Genomic DNA, 17,490 nt, shown 5'->3' with positions numbered 1-17,490 from the left:
ACCCCGTGGGTGGCAGGATCCCACTCGGAGGCTGCACTCCACCGGGTCGGGTCGGCATCACTCCCGTGGGTGGCAGAGTCGCGATCGGCGGCTGCACTCCACCAGGCCTGGTCGGCATCACTCCCGTGGGTGGCAGGGTCGCGATCGGCGGCTGCACTCCACCAGGCCGGGTCGGCATCACCCCCGTGGGTGGCAGGGTCGCGATCGGCGGCTGCACTCCACCAGGCCGGGTCGGCATCACTCCCGTAGGTGGCAGGGTCGCGATCGGCGGCTGTACCCGACTGGGCAGGGTGGGTATTACCTTAGGTGGCGGCGTTGGTTTGGAAGGCAAGCTTGGCGGGGGAAATGTATTGGGGAAAGTAAAATGCCCGGCTTGCTGGTTATCTGTGTCAAGCAGAACCCGCTTACCGGAGCTTGAGTCTATGTAGGCGTAAAGCTTGTGAGTCCCCCCATTTTGTACCTCGGGAGAAACCGTCAGATGCAATCCTTGGTGTCCCTGACTCCAGCTGTCATAGATCTGGCTCTGTTTGGCCGACTCAACCTCAAACTGGCCCAGAGAGACGGCTGACAGCCAGAGCGAATGTTGTCCATCTGCAGTCCAGCCAAGAAAAACCAGTTGCCCGGAAGGGTCGGCCGTAGCAGGGGTAGTATGCAATGCAATCACAGTGGCCAGAGCGATGACACTCAGGGAACGCACCGGCATGTGGGCAGAAATCGTTGACTTCGCAGGGCTCATGGCAATTCCTTTTACCAGACTCGACATATCCGACACCGGGCAGACAGCCATCGTCGATGGGCACCACCCACGACCAAGTGCCAGGGATTACCCTGACCCCACATGGATGCCACCGCAACTGACGTCGATAATCTGCCCGCGAGCAACCCGTATGAATGAATCATCAGACGGGTACAATCTGTACCATATTGTAACGTCATCAGTTCGACAACCGGCTTCTCTCGCCATGGTGACCACGCGTGCAAACCCACGAAAAAGGGACCGTCTGGTCCCTTTACTCATGGCTGAACAGGCTCAGATGACGGCCGCCAGCTCGGCCCCCTGGCGGATGGCCCGTTTGGCATCCAGCTCGGCGGCCACGTCGGCGCCACCTATGATGTGTACCGGCTTGCCTGCCGCCTGCAAGCCCGCTTGCAGCTCCTTGAGCGGCTCCTGCCCGGCGCAGATGATCACCTGATCCACCGGCAGGCACTGCCGGGTTTCGCCCACCTGGATGTGCAGGCCCTCGTCGTCGATGCGCAGGTACTGGACGCCGGAGAGCATCTGCACCTTGCGGTTTTTTAGCACGGTTCTGTGGATCCAGCCGGTGGTCTTGCCAAGGCCATCCCCCACCTTGCTCTCTTTGCGCTGCAGCAGCCAGATCTGGCGCTCGGGGGCGTCGATCACCGGAGTCATCAGACCGCCGCGCTCGCCGAGACTCTTGTCGATACCCCACTCCCTGAGCCAGTGATCACGATGATGCTCCGCGCTCCCCTCCCCCTTCTTCTCAACCAGAAACTCCGCCACGTCGAAACCGATGCCGCCGGCGCCGATCACGGCGACCTTGTCGCCCACCGGCTTGTGATCCCGCAATACGTCGATGTAATTGAGCACCTTGGGATGCTCTATGCCAGGAATGTTCGGGGTGCGCGGGCGTATACCGGTGGCGAGGATCACCTCGTCAAAGCCGCCACCGAGCAGACTCTCGGCGCTCTGGCGCTGACCGAGGTAGAGCTCGACGCCGCACTTCTCCAGCCGCTTGGCGAAGTAGCGCAGGGTTTCGTGAAACTCCTCCTTGCCCGGGATCTGCTTGGCGAAGTTGAACTGGCCACCGATCTCGCTCGCCTGATCGAACAGGCTCACCTGATGGCCGCGCTCGGCGGCGTAACAGGCAAACGCCAACCCGGCCGGGCCCGCCCCCACCACCGCCAGCTTCTTGGGCTGGGGCACGCGGCCGAAGGTGAGTTCGGTCTCGAAACAGGCACGGGGGTTGACCAGGCAGGAGGCGCGTTTTTGCTTGAACACATGATCCAGACAGGCCTGATTGCAGGCGATGCAGGTGTTGATCTCGTCCGCCCGGTTCTCGGCGGCCTTGATGACAAATTCGGGGTCGGCCAAGAAGGGGCGCGCCATGGAGACCATATCCGCCTCGCCACTCGCCAGTATGCGTTCGGCCACCTCGGGGGTATTGATCCGGTTGGTAGTGATGAGCGGCACCTTGAGGTGCTTTTTCAGCTCGGCGGTCACCCAGCTGAAGGCACCGCGCGGCACGCTGGTGGCGATGGTGGGAATGCGCGCCTCGTGCCAGCCGATGCCGGTGTTGATCAGGGTCACGCCGACCTGTTCCAGCGCCTTGCCCAGCGCGATCACCTCTTCCAAGGTCGAGCCCTGCTCCACCAGATCCAGCATGGAGAGGCGGAATATAATGATGAAATCCGGGCCCACCCGCTCGCGAATGGCCCGCACTATCTCCACCGGAAAACGCATCCGGTTCTCATTGCTGCCACCCCAGCCATCGGTGCGCTTGTTGGTGCGCTCGCAGATGAACTGGTTGATGAGATAGCCTTCCGACCCCATCACCTCGACGCCGTCGTAACCGGCCGCCCTGGCCAGTTGCGCGGTGGAGGCAAAGTCGCGAATGGTGCCGCGGATCTGCCGCTCGCTCATGGTGCGCGGCTTGAACGGGGATATGGGGGCCTTGAGGGCGCTCGGCGCCAGGCTGAAGGGGTGATAGGCGTAACGGCCGGCATGGAGGATCTGCAGCGCTATCTTGCCCCCCTCCTGGTGCACGGCCTGGGTCACTTTCTTGTGCCTGGCGACCTGCCAGGGGAAGCTCAGCTGCGAACCGTGGGGCACCAGCCGCCCGCGCAAGTTGGGAGCGATGCCGCCGGTGACGATGAGACCGACGCCGCCGCGGGCGCGTTCGGCATAAAAGGCGGCCAGCTTGTCAAAGCCGCCCTTCTCCTCTTCGAGGCCTGTGTGCATGGAGCCCATCAATACCCGGTTGCGTAGCTGGGTAAAACCGAGGTCGAGGGGGGTCAGCAAAGTCGGATAGCGGCTCATCATGAACTCCTTTTCGAGGCAGGTGCGCAGGAACCCATACGCACCACCTGGCTCTTGAGCCGGGCGAAGCCAGGGTCGAGGGGAGTCAGAAGCGTAGGGTAGCGGCTCACAAGGCCTCCGGTTAACTTTTTGTTATCAAATTGAAGCTAGAGTAAAGAATCGAAAATGCTTTTTCAAACAAATGTTTGGACATATTTTCGGCGAACAGACGTGTTCCGAAGCAAGGGATAACGATCGCGCTATCGATCGCCCCAAGCGGAAATGGCAATTGGCGGGTCAACTGGTTAATAATGGTCCTTCTCTACCCATTAACAGGGCGATAACGCGGCTATGTCTATTTTCAAAGGTCTGGGGTGGCTGTTTCGCAGCCTCTGGCGCCTGCTCAACTTTACCCGGCTGATGCTGGTCAATCTGCTGTTTCTCATCGTCGTGCTGGTCATCATTTTCAGCGTCAGCCAGAAAGAGGCGCCCAGCGCCCCCATCGAAGGGGCCCTTACCCTCAATCTCTCCGGCGTGCTGGTTGAACAGCGCTCGCAAACCGATCCTACGGTGCAGCTGCTGCGTCAGGTGGACAACAGCGAAGATCTGCCCAGCGAGATAGTCCTCTCCGATCTGCTGTGGGCCATTCGCAGCGCCAAGGATGACGATCGCATCAAGGCGCTGGTGATCAAGCCGCAAGGGCTGCAGGGCACCAGCTTCTCCAAACTGCAGGAAGTGGCGAGTGCCATCGACGAGTTCAAGGAGAGCGGCAAGCCGGTCATCGCCATGGCCGACTACTACAACCAGGGCCAGTACCTGCTGGCCGCCCACGCCGATCACGTGCTGCTCAACCAGAGCGGCGCCGTGCTGATCGAGGGGCTAGGCGTTTATCAGACCTACTTCAAGTCGGCGCTGGAGCAGCTCAACATCACCCCTCACGTGTTCAAGGTCGGCACCTACAAGTCCTTCGTCGAGCCCTATACCCGCGACGATATGTCCCCCGAGAGCAAGGAGGCGAACCAGCGCTGGCTGGATCAGTTGTGGCAATCCTATGTGGCGGACGTGGCCGAGCAGCGGGAGATAGAACCCGAGGCTGTCGCGCCGGGCAAGGCTCGCTTCCTCGAGCTGCTGCGCAAGGCTGGTGGCAACGCCGCCAACTACGCCCTCGACAACGGTCTGGTGGATCAGCTGGCCACCCGTGACGAGATGACCCAGGCGGTCATCAAGGAAGTGGGGGAAGACGAGGATCACGGCTGGAAGGGGGTCGACCTGAAAACCTATCTGGCGGCGCTCCCTGAGCAGTATCCCCAGAGCGGCAAGGATGAGGTGGGTCTCATCGTCGCCAGCGGCGCCATCATGGATGGCGTGCAACCGGCCGGTACCATAGGCGGCGACAGTCTCTCCGATCTGCTGGCCGATGCCCGTCGTGACGACAAGGTGAAAGCCGTGGTGCTGCGGGTCGACAGCCCGGGCGGCAGCGCCTTCGCCGCCGAGCAGATCCGCGCCGAGCTGCTGGCCCTGAAGCAGGCCGGCAAGCCTGTGGTCATCTCCATGAGTAGCTACGCCGCCTCCGGCGGTTACTGGATCTCCGCCGATGCGGACAAGATCTTCTCCTCCCCCACCACGCTCACCGGCTCCATCGGGGTGTTTGGCATGTTCGCCACCATCGACAAGGCGCTCTCCCAGTACGGGGTGCACACCGACGGTGTCGGCACCACGGATTACGTCGGCGTCGGCCTGACCCGCGCCCTGCCGGATCACGTCGGCCAGGCCATTCAACTGAGCGTGGAAGACACCTATCAGCGCTTCGTCGGCCTGGTGAGCAAGGGCCGCGGCCTGAGCCCGGAAGAGGCGGAAAAAGCGGCCGAGGGCCGGGTCTGGACCGGTCAGGATGCCAAGGCGCTGGGGCTGGTGGACGAATTTGGCGATCAGGAAGCGGCCATCAAGGCGGCAGCCGAACTGGCCAACCTCAAGGAGTGGCAGGTCACCCCCATCGAAAAGGAGGAGTCCACCAGAGACAGGTTCCTGCGTCAGCTGTTCGACAGCAGCGCCCAGGCGCTGGCCCCGCACCTGCAAAGCTGGTTGCCGGCAGGGCTTGGCAAGGCACTGGCAGAGGTGAACCGCAGTCTGGATCCGCTGACCCGCTTCAACGACCCGCAGGGTACCTACGCCTTCTGCCCGGTCTGCGTGCCATAACCGGAGACGCGCAACAAAAAACCGCCCTCGGGCGGTTTTTTTACATCTGCGGCCTCAAGGGGCCTGAATCACGCCAGCAGGCCGGATTCGTGCCACTGGTGCAGCTCGGCCAGCACCCGGGTCTCCCGCGCCGTCCACTGGGGACAGGGGCCCGCCAGCTGGGTCTTGTTGGTCTGCAGGGCATAGTCCAGTTCGAACCAGCCGGGGGTAAAGCCGAGCCGTATCTCGTAGGGCTGGGGCCGCGGCTCGCTCCAATCCTCCCCCACCTGACAGAGGTAGTAGAAGGAGCGGATGCAGTAGGCGTCGTAGTCGGCCTCGCGGGCCGCGCGATACTCCCGGGTCTGACCGAGCAGGGCACCGACAGCCACCAGCTCGGCGCCACACTCTTCTCGCAGCTCGCGTGCCAAGGCGGCACTGTGGCACTCCCCTTCCTCGATGCCGCCACCGGGAAACATGAGGTCGCCATTGACCCGGGAGTGGACCAGCAGCAACCGGTCACCGCGCAGGACGATGGCCCTGACGGTGACGCGCTCCAGCTGGCGGCCACCGGTGGGCACCTGGCCGTGCATGAACTGGATGTCGAAGGGGTGAGGCCAATCGCTGGCCAGTTGTTCAATGTGATTCATCAGGGTTCAGGGACGGTAAGTCCCGCTTTTTAGCTGCTCGACTATGGTGGCGGCCTGGCTGTCCCAGGCCTCCTGATCGGCTTTGCTCAGGGAGTGATAGAGGCCAAAGCGCTTGGCCGAAACCTCGGGTGTATTCTGGAACGACTCGCTCACCTTGCCCCACAGATAGGCCAGACCGTACTGCTTCTGGCCCATGTAGAGGGTGCTGAGGGAGGTGAGGATCCGGCTGTTGACCGCATCTCCTTCCCGATAGAGAGAGAGTGCGTGCTGCATGAGTGCGATGGCCTTCTGCGGCTCGCTTTTGGCATGGATGCCCCCCAGCGCGAGCTGCAACTCGGGCTCCTCCAGCACAGGCTGCCCCTCCAGCGCCATGAACTGCTGGCGGGCCAGCTCGTTGGTATTGTTGGTCCAGTGCCAGAGCAGCAGATAGGGATCCTGCGAGTTGCGGGTAGCGGCATCGAGCCGGGCCAGCTGATCGCCAGCCGCCAGCATCCCCTCCACCCGAGGGCTCTTCTGCTCCCGGGCCGTCTTGTATTCAATATTGGTGGAGTGCTCGGCGCACTTGAGGTAACGCTCCAGGCTGCGCATCAAATCATATTTGTGCCTGTCCGTCCCCTCTTCCTGCAGATGGTAGCGAGCCCGAATGATGTCGGTCCGTTCATAGCGACACCAGCCGTCGTCTACCAGGTCCTGACAGAGAGCCGGATGATTGGCACAGATGTTGTGGATCCTGTCATCGTTGCAGGCGGTGAGGGTCAGGCCGCAACAGAGGCCGAACAGCAGGGAGCGCGCTGGAAAAGGGGTCATGGTTCACATCTTGTTGGTAACAATTGCCGCCTGCCATGGCCACCCTTGGCTAGCAAACAGGTTACATATCCATTACAATGCGCGCGCCGTATAAGGCCGCGATTGCAGAATAATATAACGAAATATACACCCCTACACTGATCTGCATTCGACGAATTTCTATTTGCCCCAACAACGTGAAATAAAGGATCTGGTTAATGACCCACGAGCACTACTTGCAAGCGTGGCAGGAGAGCCAGGAGCTCGCCGAAGCCATGCAACCCTTGATAGGTCGCCTCTACCGACAGCAAGGGATCGAGATCACCGTCTACGGACGTCCCCTGCAAAATGCCTCCACCATCGATATCCTCAAGGCCCATAGGGTCGTCCGCCGCCATCAGGGCGCCCCGCTGCCGATCCAACAGAGCTTCCCCCTGCTGCAGGCCATCCTGGCCCTCAATCCGACCGCCGCCGAGATCGATCTGGGCAAGCTGGCCGTGGGTTACTGGCAGGATCACCAGGATGAAGCCGGTATCGACGACTACCTGCGCGCCAAGCTGGCACCGGCTCTGGGTCGCGGCGTACCGGCACCCACCGACGTGGTGCTGTACGGCTTTGGCCGCATAGGCCGCCTGCTGGCCCGGTTGCTGATCGAGCGTACCGGCGCCGCCAACTCCCTGCGACTGCGCGCCATCGTCGTGCGCGGTGGCCGCGAGGGGGATCTGGAGAAACGTGCCAGCCTGCTGCGTCGTGACTCGGTACACGGCCCCTTCAACGGCTCCATCGAGGTGGATGTGGAACGCAGTGCCATTATCGCCAACGGCACCTTCATCCAAGTGATCTATGCAAACAGCCCGGCGGACATCGACTACACCGCCTACGGCATTCAGGATGCGCTGATCGTTGACAACACCGGGGTCTGGCGCGACGAGGCGGGGCTGTCTGAACACCTCAAGGCACGCGGCGCCGCCCGGGTACTGCTGACCGCCCCCGGCAAGGGCGAGATGAAGAACGTGGTGTTCGGGGTCAACCACGAGGTGATAGGGCCCGATGACAAGATCATCTCCGCTGCCTCCTGCACCACCAATGCCATTACCCCTGTGCTCAAGGTGATGCAGGACAAGTACGGCATCCGCCACGGCCACGTGGAGACGGTCCACTCCTACACCAACGACCAGAACCTGATCGACAACTACCACAAGGGCGAGCGGCGCGGTCGCAGCGCGGCCCTCAACATGGTGATGACCAGCACCGGCGCCGCCAAGGCGGTGGCCAAGGCACTGCCGGAGCTCAAGGGCAAGCTGACCGGCAACGCCATCCGGGTGCCGACCCCCAACGTGTCGCTGGCCATCATCAACCTGTCGCTGGAGCAGAGCACGGATCGGGAGAGCCTCAACGCCTATCTGCAACAGATGGCGCTGAGCTCGGCCCTGCATCGCCAGATCGATTTCAGTGCCAGCACCGAGCTGGTCTCCTCCGACATGGTGGGATCGCGCTTCGCGGGCATCGTCGACTCCCAGGCGACCATAGCCGAGGGGGATCACTGCGTGCTCTACGTATGGTATGACAACGAGTTCGGTTACAGTTGTCAGGTAGTGCGGGTGATGGAGCAGATGGCTGGCGTAGTCCGCCAGGATCTACCGGCATAGTCCGCCAGGATCTGCCCGCCTGATCCCGGGTTCATGGCTCAATGTTCAAGGAGAGGCCGGATGTCGTTTCAACAGGGTGAGTTTCAACAGGCCATCAGACAGATGCCCAAAGAAGTGTACGAGCGGCTCAAGACCGCAGTCGAACTCGGCAAGTGGCCCGATGGCAAGCCCCTCACCGACGAGCAGAAGGCCACCTCGCTGCAGGCGGTGATGGCCTGGCAGGCGATGCACATCGACAATCCCGAGCACATGAACATCGGCCGTGACGGCGAGATAGTGATGAAGAGCAAGAGCGAGCTGAAACGTCAGTATCGGGATGAGGAAGAGATAGTCAGGATTGACCTCAGTCACTGATTCGGAGCCGGGATACCGCTGCACTGCGGCGCACAGCAAAGAGGGGAGCCATGATGGCTCCCCTCTTTATTTCCTCTCTCCCCCATGGTAGCGAGGTCAGAAGCTGTTCACGACCTGTTGCGAGAAGGCGTCAGCAAGGTGAAGAGCTGCGCATGAGCCTTGATCACGGCTTCGCAGTAAGGTCGTGGACAGTTTCTCAGGGGGTCAGCTCACCACGCAGGGACTGCTGCATCAGCTCGCGGATGCGCGGCGCCGGCAAGTCCTGGCTCAGCAGGAAATGCAGCTTGGTCAGTGCCGCCTCGGCGGTCATGTCGAAGCCCGAGATGACCCCGGCCCGGGAGAGGGCGTTGCCGGTGGCATAACCCCCCATGTTGACCTTGCCATGCAGGCACTGGCTCAGGTTGACGATGATGACACCGCGGGCCGACGCCTCGGAGAGCAGCGCCAGCATGGCCGGGTTCTGGGGCGCATTGCCCACCCCGAAGGAGAGCAGGATCAGCGCCCGCACCGGTTGCTGCAGTATGTTGGCGATCACCTCCGCCGAGATGCCCGGATAGAGGGTCACCACGCCGATGGGCTGGGGGGTGATGTCGTGCAGCACCAGCGGCCGCTCGGACGGCACGCCCAGCTCCCCCGCTTCCAGGGAGATGGCGATGCCGGCGTTGAGTAGCGGCGGATAGTTCGGCGAATCGAAGGCGTGGAAGCCGTCGGCGTGCACCTTCTTGCTGCGGTTCCCGCGATAGAGCTGGTTGTTGAAAAACAGCGTCACCTCGTGGATCGGGTAGTTGGCCGCGATGTAGAGGGCGTTGAGCAGGTTCTGCTGGCCGTCGGAGCGCAGCTCGGCGAGCGGGATCTGGGAGCCGGTGATGATCACCGGCTTGTGCAGATCTTCCAGCATGAAGGAGAGCGCCGAGGCGGTGAACGACATGGTGTCGGTGCCGTGCAGGATCACGAAGCCATCATATTTCTCGTAGTTGTCTCGAATGTCCTCGGCGATGCGCTGCCAGTCCGCCGGCGTCATATCGGAAGAGTCGATGAGGGGATCGTATTCGTGAATATGGTAATCCGGCATCTCGGGGCGATGGAACTCGGGCATCCGCGCCAGACAATCTTCCATAAAGCCCGCCATCGGCACATAGCCGTGGTCGGAGCGCTGCATCCCTATGGTGCCGCCTGTGTAGGCAATGTAGATGGACTTCTTCACACCCTCTCCTCTTTGATGGGCACAACACCCGTGTTAATGGGCTGAATACCCGCAAACCATGAATCCCATGGGAAACGAACCTGTGTCTTCACATTCCGTTCGTTGCCGCTTGATGGGCTGGAAATTGGCGAATTATAGAGACTGGTGCCCCAAATGACAGCCGTGAAATGTCCCGTAAACCGTATTAAACAGCGACTAACCTTATAGTTTTAAATGTCACAACATACCTAAAGGGTGAACATTTATCTGACAAATATGGATATAAGTGGTGCTTTTTGCTACTATCCGCTCGATTTTTCATAAATCTCATCTGGATGCCTGATCTGTTCAGGCCCGCATCGGTCCCATTTTTACGTGGGACGGGGGCATGGCGCCCCTTCTTTGTTGGCACCTGAGCCACACTGTTTTTATCCCGGCTGAATCTGTGAGTCTGCATCAACGAAAGACACAGCCAATCAACATGGGAGTACTGAATGCTACAACTTGATTCCTACGCCACCCTGGTCGCAGCCACTCTGGTGTTGCTGCTCGGTCGTTTGCTGGTGACCCGAGTCGGGCTGCTGCGAACCTTCAACATCCCCAAACCGGTTGCCGGCGGCCTGGTGGTCGCCCTGGTGCTGCTGCTGCTGCGCTCCACTCTGCAGATGGAGCTGCAGTTTGATACCAGCCTGCAAACGCCGCTGATGCTTGCCTTCTTCGCCTCCATCGGCCTCTCCGCCGATCTCGCCAGCCTCAAGCGCGGCGGCAAGGCGGTGCTCACCTTCCTGCTGGTGGTCACCGGCCTGCTGCTGGTGCAAAACAGCCTGGGGGTTGGCTTGGCAACCCTGCTCGGCCTGGATCCCCATATGGGGTTGCTGGCCGGCTCCATCACCCTCTCCGGCGGCCACGGCACGGGCGCGGCCTGGGGCGCCACCTTCACCGAGAAGTACGGGGTGCAATCCGCAGCCGAGCTCGCCATTGCCTGTGCCACCTTCGGCCTGGTGCTGGGGGGCCTGATCGGCGGCCCAGTAGCCCGCTATCTGGTGAAGAAGGTGAAGGTGCCCGGCGAGGAGCACAACCGGGACAACGCGCCGCAAGGCTTCGAAATGCCCGACATGGAGCGCCCGCTCACTACCTTCAGCCTGATCGAGACGCTGGCGCTGATCGCCATCAGCCTGAAGGGGGGCGAGATGCTCTCCGCCTACCTCAAGGGCGGCGCCTTCGAGCTGCCGGTGTTCGTCTGCGTGTTGTTTGTCGGTGTGCTGCTGCGCAATGTGCTGACCCTGCTGAACTGGCACGAGGTGAGCGATCGGGAGGTCTCCCTGCTCGGCAACGTCAGTCTGTCGCTGTTCCTGGCCATGGCGCTGATGAGCCTGCGACTGTGGGATCTGGCCAACCTGGCCCTGCCCATCTTCATTCTGCTGGCAGCCCAGACGGTGGCGATGGCGCTCTACGCCATCTTCGTCACCTTCCGGGTCATGGGCAGCAACTATGATGCGGCCGTACTGGCGGCAGGTCACTGCGGCTTCGGCCTGGGGGCCACCCCGACGGCGATTGCCAACATGCAGGCCATTACCCAGCGCTTCGGCCCCTCCCACCTGGCGTTCCTGGTGGTGCCCATGGTGGGCGCCTTCTTCATCGACATCATCAACGCCATGGTGATCAAGCTGTTCCTGGCACTGCCCTTCCTGTAACGCTCGGCAAGACGTGATATGAACAAGAGCCCACCTCATGGTGGGCTCTTTGCTGGGTGGCATCCTGGATGCACTGCGCCATCGTTTGTTGGCAGAATGCGACTCAGGTGGCAATCACAATCACGGGCGCCAGCCAACTGCCACTGTCATGAGACAACCAGACCGCAGATAACAAAAAGCCCCGCACCAGAGTGCGGGGCTTTGTTCAGGATGGGACACCGGCGCCGGTGTCCCATCGGCATCATCCTTTACAGGATAAAGGTCGACACCTGCTGGTTCAGGTCGGTAGCCCGCCCCTTGAGGCTATGAGCCTGGTCAAGATCGCGCATGGCGGCGGCGGTGATCTCGTCACTCACATCCTTGATGGCAGTGGTGTTCTGGGTAATTTCACCAGTCACCTGAGTCTGCTCCTCGGCGGCCGTGGCGATCTGGCCCGCCATGTCGGAGATGAGCGACACGGCCCGGGTGATCTCTTCCAGCGCGGCGGCGGCGGCATCGGCGTCTTTCACGCTGTTGTCGGCCAACCCCTGGCTGGTCTGCATCAGGCTGACCGCACGGGCCGTGGTCTGTTGCAGCGTCTCTATGGTGGACTGGATCTCCTGGGTGGAGTCCTGGGTACGGCGCGACAGCACTCGCACCTCGTCGGCCACCACGGCGAAACCGCGACCCTGCTCACCGGCGCGGGCCGCTTCGATGGCCGCGTTCAACGCCAGCAGGTTGGTCTGCTCGGCAATGCCCTGAATGGTGGAGAGGATACCGGAGATGGCCTGGGCGTGGCGGCTCAACTCGCCGATCACCTCGGTCGCCTGGCCCACCTCGTCGGCCAGACCATTGATGGACTGACGGGTCTGATTCACCAGCATCTTGCCCTGCTCACTGCTCTGGGCAGATTGCTGGGCCGCGGCGGCGGTGTTCTCGGCGTTGCCGGCGATCTCCATGGTGGCGCTCGCCATCTCGGTGACGGCGGTGGCGACCATGGTTACTTCCTGCTGCTGACGCTGCAGCTCGTCCACGGCGGCCTGGTTGGTCACCAGACTGCGCTCGGCATCGGCGTTCAGCTCATTGGCCAGCTTGCGGATATTACCGATCAGCTGGTGCTGGCTGCCGACGAAGCGGTTGAAGCTGTTGGCCAGCTGACCCACCTCGTCGTTGGTGTCGATCTTGATGCGCTGGGTCAGGTCGCCGTTACCATCGGCGATGCGGGCCAGCGCCTGGGAAACCTTGCTGAGCGGGCCAAGCAGCAGGCTGACCAGCCAGGAGATGGCGATGATGCTGCCCACCAGCACCAGCAGGGCCAGGCCAAGCTGAGTCATCAGCAGAGAGGAGAGCGGCGCTTCCAGAGTTTCCTTGTCCAGTACCAGCACCAGTTCCCAATCGGTATCCGGGATATCCACGGCCCACAACAGCTTGTCGCGCCCTTCGCTGTCGAAGTAGGCCGGCAGCAGGCTGTTGCTGGCCTTGCTTTGATCAATCAGGGAATTGGTCAGATCGTTGTCGATCTCGGTGGCCGGCTTCATCGCCTTGGCCGCGTCCTTGTACGCAATGACGGTGCCATCCTTGTGCATCATGATGGCAAAGCCGTCGGCAGGCAGCTTCATCTTGGTGACGTCTTCCACCAGTGAGGCGATGGAGAGGTCGCCACCGACCACGCCACCCTGAACCGGCTGTGCCAGAGTCACCACCATGATGTTGTAGGCCACGTCGAGGTAGGGCTTGGTGACAATCAGGCTGCCCTTGCCCATGGCTTCCTGATACCAGCCGCGGGAGCGGGGGTCGTAACCGGCACGGTTGATGGAGGGATCGGAGTCGTTCATCTTGCCGCTGCTCTCGCCAAAGTAGGTGAGCTGGAAGCGGCCGGAGACTTGCGCCTGCTGCAGAGTGTTGAGGGGGTCGGCGCCGGCCTTGCTGCCGAGTGCCTGGATCACGTCGCGACGGGCGGAGAGCCAGTCACTGACACTGGCGGCCTGCTGGCTGCCCAATCGTTGCACCTGTTCCTGACTGCCTTGCAGCAACAGGGACTTCTGGCTGGTATAGCTCTGCCAGGAGAGCAGCAGGATCACCAATGACAAGGCGATCACCACTGACAACAGTATCTTCTGCTTGAGTGATAGGTTTTTCATTATGCGTTCTTCTTATGAGGTCAGGAACAGGATTTCCCAAAAGTGCACAGCACTGCGTCGTTATTAGCGACCCGACAGGCCGAAACTGAACCTGAAAATGAGTCTGCGGGTGAGATTTTCCACCGAGTTAAGGAAAACTGCACCAGAAATTGACTACAGGACGCGCACAAGGACAGGCGACCCTGTTTATTCCTTCCACAATTGGCTAGAATATCCCGTTTTTAAATCACATCGACCCCGAGAGTTTTCACGATGTTTGAAGTCAATCCTGTATTAAACAAGCTTAAGGAGCTGTCTGAGAGGACCGAGCTTCTTAGGGGGTACCTTTGACTATGACGCCAAGAAAGAGCGTCTAGAAGAGGTCAACGCCGAGCTGGAACAGCCGGACGTATGGAATGAGCCGGAACGCGCGCAGGCGCTGGGCAAGGAGCGCGTCACGCTGGAAAACGTGGTGGGCACCATAGACACCCTGACCCAAGGCGCCGAAGACGTCGAGATGCTGGTAAGCCTGGCAGTGGAAGGGGAAGACGAAGAGACCTTCAACGAAGCCGTGGCCGAAGCCGATGTGCTGGAAAGCAAGCTGGTGGATCTGGAATTCCGCCGCATGTTCTCCGGTCAGCACGACGCCTCCGACTGCTACATCGATATCCAGTCCGGCTCCGGTGGTACCGAAGCGCAGGATTGGGCCAACATGGTGCTGCGCATGTACCTGCGTTGGGGCGATGCCCACGGCTACAAGCCGGAGCTGATCGAGCTCTCTGACGGCGATGTGGCCGGTATCAAGTCCGCCACCATCAAGTTCACCGGCGAATACGCCTTCGGCTGGCTGCGCACCGAGACCGGTGTCCACCGTCTGGTTCGCAAGTCCCCGTTCGATTCCGGTGGTCGTCGCCACACCTCGTTCTGCTCCGTGTTCGTCTACCCCGAGATCGACGATGACATCGACATCGAGATCAACCCGGCCGACCTTCGCATCGACGTCTACCGCGCCTCCGGCGCCGGTGGTCAGCACGTCAACCGGACCGAATCCGCGGTACGTATTACCCACATTCCCACTGGGGTCGTGGTACAGTGCCAAAACGATCGTTCCCAGCACAAAAACAAAGATCAGTGTATGAAGCAGCTGAAAGCCAAGCTCTACGAGCTGGAGATTCAGAAGCAGAATGCCGAGAAGCAAGCCCTCGAAGAGACCAAGTCCGATATCGGCTGGGGCAGCCAGATCCGTTCCTATGTGCTGGATGATGCGCGTATCAAGGATCTACGTACCGGCGTCGAAACCCGTAATACCCAATCGGTACTCGACGGCGATCTGGACAAGTTTATCGAAGCTAGCCTGAAGTCAGGCCTGTAAAAAAAACAGAACAGCAGGAATCACCATGTCTGAACAAACCACAACTCCGGAAGTCGACCAAACTCTCGATCTGAACAACGAGATGCAGGAGCGTCGTTCCAAGCTGGCCGCCTTGCGTGCCCAGGGCAACCCCTTCCCCAACGACTTCCGTCGTGACAGCCTCTCCGGCGATCTGCACGCAGAGTTTGACGACAAAAGTGCCGAAGAACTGGTGGCCTTGGGTAAACGGGTGAAGATTGCCGGTCGCATCATGACCCGCCGGATCATGGGCAAGGCATCCTTCGCCACCCTGCAGGACATGGCAGGTAAAATCCAGGTCTACGTGACCCGTGACGATCTGCCGGAAGGCTTTTACAACGAGCAGTTCAAGAAGTGGGATCTGGGCGACATCGTGGGTGTCGAAGGGACTCTGTTCAAGACCCAGACCGGCGAGCTCTCCGTTCACGTTTCAGATATCCGTCTGCTGACCAAGGCACTGCGTCCGCTGCCCGAGAAGCACAAAGGCCTGACCGACCAGGAAGCGCGCTGCCGCCAGCGTTACCTGGATTTGATCGCCAACGAAGAGTCCCGCAAGACTTTCATGATCCGCACCAAAGTGGTTGCCGGCATCCGCAAGTTCTTCAACGACAAGCGCTTCATGGAAGTGGAAACACCCATGATGCAAGTCATCCCGGGTGGCGCCTCCGCGCGTCCGTTCGTCACTCACCACAATGCGCTGGACATCGACATGTACCTGCGTATCGCACCGGAGCTCTACCTGAAGCGCCTGGTGGTAGGTGGTTTCGAGCGTGTCTACGAGATCAACCGCAACTTCCGTAACGAAGGCATCTCGGTGCGTCACAACCCCGAGTTCACCATGATCGAGTTCTACATGGCCTATGCCGACTACATCGATCTGATGGACCTGACCGAAGAACTGCTGCGCACCCTGGCGCAGGACATTCTGGGCGACACCAAGATCCGTTACGCGAAAGAGGGCGAAGAGGGTCTGACCATCGACTTCGGTCAGCCGTTCCAGCGCCTCACCATGGTGGACTCCATCCTGAAGTACGCCGATGGCGTTACCCTGGAAGATCTCTCCACTCTGGAGAGCGCCAAGGCCGTTGCCAAGCGTCTGCACATCGAGCTGATGAAGGGCTGGGAGCTGGGCCACGTGATCACCGCGATCTTTGAAGAGACTGTGGAGCACATGCTGCTGCAACCCACCTTCATCACCGAGTATCCGGCCGCCGTCTCTCCGCTGGCTCGCCGCAACGACGTGAACCCGGACGTGACCGACCGCTTCGAATTCTTCATCGGTGGCCGCGAGCTGGCTAACGGCTTCTCTGAGCTGAACGATGCAGAAGATCAGGCCAAGCGCTTCCAGGATCAGGTAAACCAGAAGGAAGCCGGTGACGACGAAGCCATGTTCTATGACGCCGACTTCGTGACCGCGCTGGAACACGGCCTGCCGCCGACTGCCGGTCAGGGCATAGGTATCGACCGTCTGGTCATGCTGTTCACCAACAGCCACACCATCCGCGACGTGATCCTGTTCCCGGCCCTGCGCCCGCAACAGAAATAAGCCCGGTGCGCAGGCCTGGCCTGCACCTCGATGGCAATAAAACGCCCCGCAACTGCGGGGCGTTTTTTATGGCGAAGGCAAACCAGTGACGGGACCTCGAGGGTAGCGCACGCTGGCACCTCATGGGGTAGGCGGCAGCAGCCACTCCCCCTGCCACAGGGTCAGCGCCTGGCCCGACATCAGCACTCGATCCCCCTGCAGGACGAGCCTGAGCTCCCCGCCGCGCGCCGAGATCTGGCGGGCCTTCAGCTGCGTCTTGCCGAGACGCCCGGCCCAGAAGGGCATCAGGGCACAGTGGTTGGATCCGGTGACGGGATCCTCCTCCACCCCGACCCAGGGGGCGAAATAGCGGGAGACAAAGTCATCGTCCCCTCGGCTGGACGGCGCCGTCACCATCAGGCCGCGACCGGGCAGGGCACGCAGGGCGTGGAAGTCCGGCACAAGAGCCTTTACCTCTTCCTCACTCGAGAGCGTCAGCAGGAACTTGGCACCGGCGGCCAGGGTCTGCAATGGGATGCAACCGATAGCCGCCCCATAGGCCGGATCCAGCGCCAAGGGCATGAGCGGAATACGCGGGAAGTCGAGCCGGATCCACTCCCCCTCGCGCCTGGCCAACAGTTCACCGCTGCGGGTCTCGAAGCGGATGACCTCCTGCGGTGCCACCGCCCCCGTCTGCCACAGCACATGGGCGGCCGCCAGGGTGCCGTGGCCGCAGAGATCCACCTCTACCTTGGGGGTAAACCAGCGCAGCCGATAGTGCGCAGCCCCTGTCGGTGTGAGAAAGGCTGTCTCCGACAGGTTGAACTCGGCCGCCATGGCCTGCAGCCGCGCATCGGACTGGGCCGGCCCAAGTACCACCACGGCCGGGTTGCCGCCAAAGGGATGCCGGCTGAAGGCATTGACATGAAACAGTCTGATAATCGACATTCG

12 protein-coding genes are annotated in these 17,490 nt (G+C 61.3%); 6 read left to right on the top strand and 6 right to left on the bottom strand.

Features of this window, described 5'->3' with window-relative positions:
- Positions 1-1,030: 1,030 nt before the first annotated feature.
- Complete coding sequence (locus tag ACW5XD_RS00990) at positions 1,031-3,058, bottom strand: oxidoreductase (RefSeq protein WP_456493228.1); 2,028 nt, start codon at positions 3,056-3,058, stop codon at positions 1,031-1,033.
- A gap of 330 nt (positions 3,059-3,388) precedes the next feature.
- Between ACW5XD_RS00990 and sppA the strand changes: the two genes are divergently transcribed.
- Positions 3,389-5,233 (top strand): signal peptide peptidase SppA, encoded by a 1,845-nt coding sequence (gene sppA / locus ACW5XD_RS00985; RefSeq protein ID WP_456493227.1) that lies wholly within the window; start codon positions 3,389-3,391, stop codon positions 5,231-5,233.
- Positions 5,234-5,301: 68 nt separating this feature from the next.
- Here the strand turns inward: sppA and ACW5XD_RS00980 are convergent, their stop codons facing one another.
- Together ACW5XD_RS00980 and ACW5XD_RS00975 are read right to left on the bottom strand one after the other, a co-directional pair.
- Positions 5,302-5,859 (bottom strand): NUDIX domain-containing protein, encoded by a 558-nt coding sequence (locus tag ACW5XD_RS00980; RefSeq protein ID WP_456493226.1) that lies wholly within the window; start codon positions 5,857-5,859, stop codon positions 5,302-5,304.
- A gap of 6 nt (positions 5,860-5,865) precedes the next feature.
- On the bottom strand, positions 5,866-6,666 hold the full coding sequence (locus ACW5XD_RS00975) for a DUF2989 domain-containing protein (RefSeq protein WP_456493225.1): 801 nt from the start codon (positions 6,664-6,666) through the stop codon (positions 5,866-5,868).
- Between the two features lie 197 nt (positions 6,667-6,863).
- On the opposite strand from ACW5XD_RS00975, the gene ACW5XD_RS00970 reads away from it, so the two are divergent.
- Both ACW5XD_RS00970 and ACW5XD_RS00965 read left to right on the top strand, forming a co-directional pair.
- On the top strand, positions 6,864-8,294 hold the full coding sequence (locus ACW5XD_RS00970; RefSeq protein WP_456493224.1) for a glyceraldehyde-3-phosphate dehydrogenase: 1,431 nt from the start codon (positions 6,864-6,866) through the stop codon (positions 8,292-8,294).
- A gap of 60 nt (positions 8,295-8,354) precedes the next feature.
- Positions 8,355-8,648 (top strand): YeaC family protein, encoded by a 294-nt coding sequence (locus ACW5XD_RS00965; RefSeq protein WP_290021427.1) that lies wholly within the window; start codon positions 8,355-8,357, stop codon positions 8,646-8,648.
- 196 nt (positions 8,649-8,844) lie between these two features.
- Here ACW5XD_RS00965 and ansA read toward each other — a convergent pair whose 3' ends face one another.
- A complete protein-coding gene (gene ansA / locus ACW5XD_RS00960) occupies positions 8,845-9,852 on the bottom strand; it encodes an asparaginase (protein WP_065402624.1) in 1,008 nt (335 codons plus the stop codon).
- Between the two features lie 473 nt (positions 9,853-10,325).
- On the opposite strand from ansA, the gene gltS reads away from it, so the two are divergent.
- Complete coding sequence (gene gltS, locus ACW5XD_RS00955; RefSeq protein ID WP_456493223.1) at positions 10,326-11,525, top strand: sodium/glutamate symporter; 1,200 nt, start codon at positions 10,326-10,328, stop codon at positions 11,523-11,525.
- A 248-nt stretch (positions 11,526-11,773) separates the two neighbouring features.
- Here the strand turns inward: gltS and ACW5XD_RS00950 are convergent, their stop codons facing one another.
- A complete protein-coding gene (locus ACW5XD_RS00950; protein WP_456493222.1) occupies positions 11,774-13,645 on the bottom strand; it encodes a methyl-accepting chemotaxis protein in 1,872 nt (623 codons plus the stop codon).
- 252 nt (positions 13,646-13,897) lie between these two features.
- On the opposite strand from ACW5XD_RS00950, the gene prfB reads away from it, so the two are divergent.
- Positions 13,898-14,996, top strand: a protein-coding gene (gene prfB / locus ACW5XD_RS00945) for a peptide chain release factor 2 (RefSeq protein ID WP_456493221.1) whose coding sequence is annotated in 2 segments (ribosomal slippage) — positions 13,898-13,972 and positions 13,974-14,996 — 1,098 coding nt in all. Because the reading frame shifts where the segments join, the coding sequence is not laid out codon by codon here.
- 25 nt (positions 14,997-15,021) lie between these two features.
- On the top strand, positions 15,022-16,560 hold the full coding sequence (gene lysS / locus ACW5XD_RS00940; RefSeq protein WP_456493220.1) for a lysine--tRNA ligase: 1,539 nt from the start codon (positions 15,022-15,024) through the stop codon (positions 16,558-16,560).
- A gap of 120 nt (positions 16,561-16,680) precedes the next feature.
- On the opposite strand, the gene ACW5XD_RS00935 is transcribed toward lysS, so the two are convergent.
- Positions 16,681-17,487: a PhzF family phenazine biosynthesis protein gene (locus tag ACW5XD_RS00935; protein ID WP_456493219.1), complete on the bottom strand. Its 807-nt coding sequence runs from the start codon at positions 17,485-17,487 to the stop codon at positions 16,681-16,683.
- Positions 17,488-17,490 lie beyond the last annotated feature (3 nt).

The organism is Aeromonas enterica (genome assembly GCF_054052465.1).
The sequence above is the reverse complement of the archived record's forward strand: the minus strand, read 5'-3'. Positions and strand labels throughout refer to the sequence as shown.